At 54.1% G+C, this 2,584-nt stretch carries 3 protein-coding genes; 2 read left to right on the forward strand and 1 reads right to left on the reverse strand.

The genetic code is table 11. The features are described 5' to 3' along the window. Nucleotides 1-106 precede the first annotated feature (106 nt). Nucleotides 107-1,045 carry an ADP-ribosylglycohydrolase family protein gene (locus Q1B15_RS03975; RefSeq protein WP_299750470.1) on the reverse strand — a complete coding sequence of 313 codons (939 nt, stop codon included), beginning with the start codon at nt 1,043-1,045 and terminating at the stop codon, nt 107-109. A 78-nt stretch (nt 1,046-1,123) separates the two neighbouring features. On the opposite strand from Q1B15_RS03975, the gene Q1B15_RS03980 reads away from it, so the two are divergent. Together Q1B15_RS03980 and Q1B15_RS03985 are read left to right on the forward strand one after the other, a co-directional pair. Then, nucleotides 1,124-1,495, forward strand: coding sequence for a glutaredoxin (locus Q1B15_RS03980; protein ID WP_299750473.1), 372 nt, complete (start codon nt 1,124-1,126; stop codon nt 1,493-1,495). A gap of 366 nt (nt 1,496-1,861) precedes the next feature. Further along, nucleotides 1,862-2,584: recombinase family protein (locus Q1B15_RS03985; RefSeq protein WP_299750476.1), on the forward strand; the 723-nt coding region annotated here is incomplete at its 3' end.

Below are 2,584 nucleotides of genomic sequence, written 5' to 3' on the forward strand. Positions count from 1 at the left end.
TAACTGCGCTGTCGCATTGGTGAGCATAGGGGCCGTTATGCTGAGTATTACAATTTAAATCCGTCAAGCCTCAAAAAGAGCCTTCTGCCTTGCGTTTTCAGGTAGCTCAGAGGTCACGTGAGCATCCCATATCCTCGATAGATGCTTGGAACAACGCACGGGCCAGCGCTTCAATCCGGCCAAGGCTATGAAGATGCTCAGTCCATCTTTCAGGAATGGCACCGCGACCATACCGGGCACCCGCCAACTGGCCTGTTACAGCACCGACGCTGTCAGCATCGTCGCCAAGATTCACCGCTTTGATCAATGCGTCTTCGAACGAAGACGTCGTGTCGACCGCCCAAAGGGCTGCTTCCAATGTATGAACCACGAAGCCTGAAGAGCGGATGCTATCGCGGCTCCTCGCTGACCAGTCTTCATTCACGATCAACTGCACATCTTCCGGCCAAGACGAGTTCTTCGTCACACGTAGGGAGCGCGCCCAAGGTGAACCCTCAATCAGCGCCGCGAGCATAGCAGCCAAATACTCACATGCCCCGGCAGAGATCTCAGAGTAATGCGTCGTGCGACTTTGGAAGTCAGCCGTCCGACGAACCTCGACAGGATTGTTCCAATGTCGGATAGCGACCGGTGCCAAGCGCATCGCAGCACCATTGCCGTCCGACTTCTGCCGCGTCTCGGGTGCCAGAAGTTCTCCTGTCCGATGGAAGTTGCCAAGCACACGTAGAGTGTTCTGGCCGATGCCAACGCAGACGCCGGTGCTTGTATTCTCGCCATCACTAGCCCAACGGCAGAACCGCTCAAGCAAATCCTTAGCATCAATTTCGGGATGCTCGATAAGGCTATCGCCGAGACAAAGAGCCATAGCTGTATCGTCCGTCCAAGCGCCCGCTGGCAGATTGAAATTTCCTCCTGAACGCAACTCGGACACAGGTTCGAACGTATCGCGGCGATGGAACTCAACCGGTGCGCCAAGCGCCTCGCCAACTGCGAGGCCGACAAGCGCGCCCAAAGCGCGATCTTCTTGTTGGGTAAAGCTATTCACAATGCTCTCCACTACCAGGTATATTACTGGTTTCGATACGTCAAAATCACCCAACAGAATCATCAGAAAGCTTTTTGAATGCGCCCACTGTTAAGCCCAGACGCTATCCACCCCGCCATCAACGATGCAGTCAGCGCGTATCACAGCGACATTGTGCAAGAGGTCAGCCAAGCGGTAGCCGCGAATAGTGTTGTCGTCGTCGGCATGAAACAAAACCCCGTCGTCAAAAAGGCACGCAAATCCCTGCAAGAGGCAGGAATTGAATTCACCTACCTGGAATATGGCAGCTACACTTCACAGTGGCACAAACGACTGGCACTCAAGATGTGGTCGGGCTGGGCAACCTTCCCAATGATTTTCGTCGATCAAACGCTCATTGGTGGCAATGCGGAACTACAGGCGCTTCTCAAAAGCCCCGATGGGAAATTGCCGTCATTGAAACGCGTTTGATTGCCGCAAGCCATTGCTCCCTGACAACGCCCGTTGTGGACCTGCCCGGCTCAGTAGCCATGTAAAGTGTCAAAACGGTTTTTCATCTGATCCCGGGTCCCATTCAGCATGCAGTTCATGTTGTGAATAAACAAATTGGCGATCAGCGTGTTTTCAGTTTCCACGGTGCTGGCGGAATGCGGGCTGATAAGCACGTTGGGGAGATCCCAAAGCGGACTTTCGGGTGCAAGCGGCTCGACGTTGTCACATTAACTTTTCTAAGTCAAAATATCGAAGTTTTTCAAGAATGCGTGTTGCTGGTTTTCAATGACTTACGAGATTTCAAGTTCTATCAAAAAAACGAAATCTGTGGATTACTGAGTTAATGTGACAACGCCGCGGGCGGTGCGCGACGTGGCAGACCGCATGCGGCTTAGAACTAAACAACGGGTTGCTCCAAACGGACGACGGAGCGGCGGTGGTCTCTTTGATCGGGGACACATCCATCACATCCTGACCAATCCTATCTATGCGGGGCGCATCCGTCATCGGACAAAGGTCTATGACGGTCAGCATGCACCGATCATTGATCCAGACGTCTGGGACGAAGTGCAGCGACGGTTACAGGACAAGGCTGCAAAACGGCGAAGTGGACGAGGTGCGACGAACCGGCGTCACGCCGTTACCTCGCCTCTCGCCGGGAAAGTCTTTGATGAGACAGGGGATCGGCTCACGCCGACCCATTCAAAGACCTCGACCGGTAAGAGGTTACGGTATTACGTCTCAAGGCGCCTAATCCAGAAGAGTGGTGACAGGCAGCAGGCGGGGTGGCGATTGCCCGCCTCTGATCTGGAGGACCTTGTTGCAGGCAAGGTCAGGGACCAGCTGGATGATGCGTCGCTGGTTACTCGCAAGGCAGAAGGTCAATGCGCAGGACTTCCTGAAGCGCCATCGATGCATGAAGCCCTTAACAGAGAAGATCATCGGTCGTTGCTCAACCTCGTTGAACGGATAGATCTGGAACAGGGCCAGATCACCATTGCTCTGGATGCAGATAGAGTTGGCACCTGGGCTGGAGCCGACATCAAGACCGCTGATCCCAAAGGGCTG

The organism is uncultured Boseongicola sp. (assembly GCF_937988555.1).
Classification (GTDB): Bacteria; Pseudomonadota; Alphaproteobacteria; order Rhodobacterales; family Rhodobacteraceae; genus Boseongicola.

Excerpts from the sequence above, each read along its gene's own strand:
- Q1B15_RS03980 (WP_299750473.1), top strand. The coding sequence starts at position 1,124 with ATGCGCCCACTGTTAAGCCCAGACGCTATCCACCCCGCCATCAACGAT.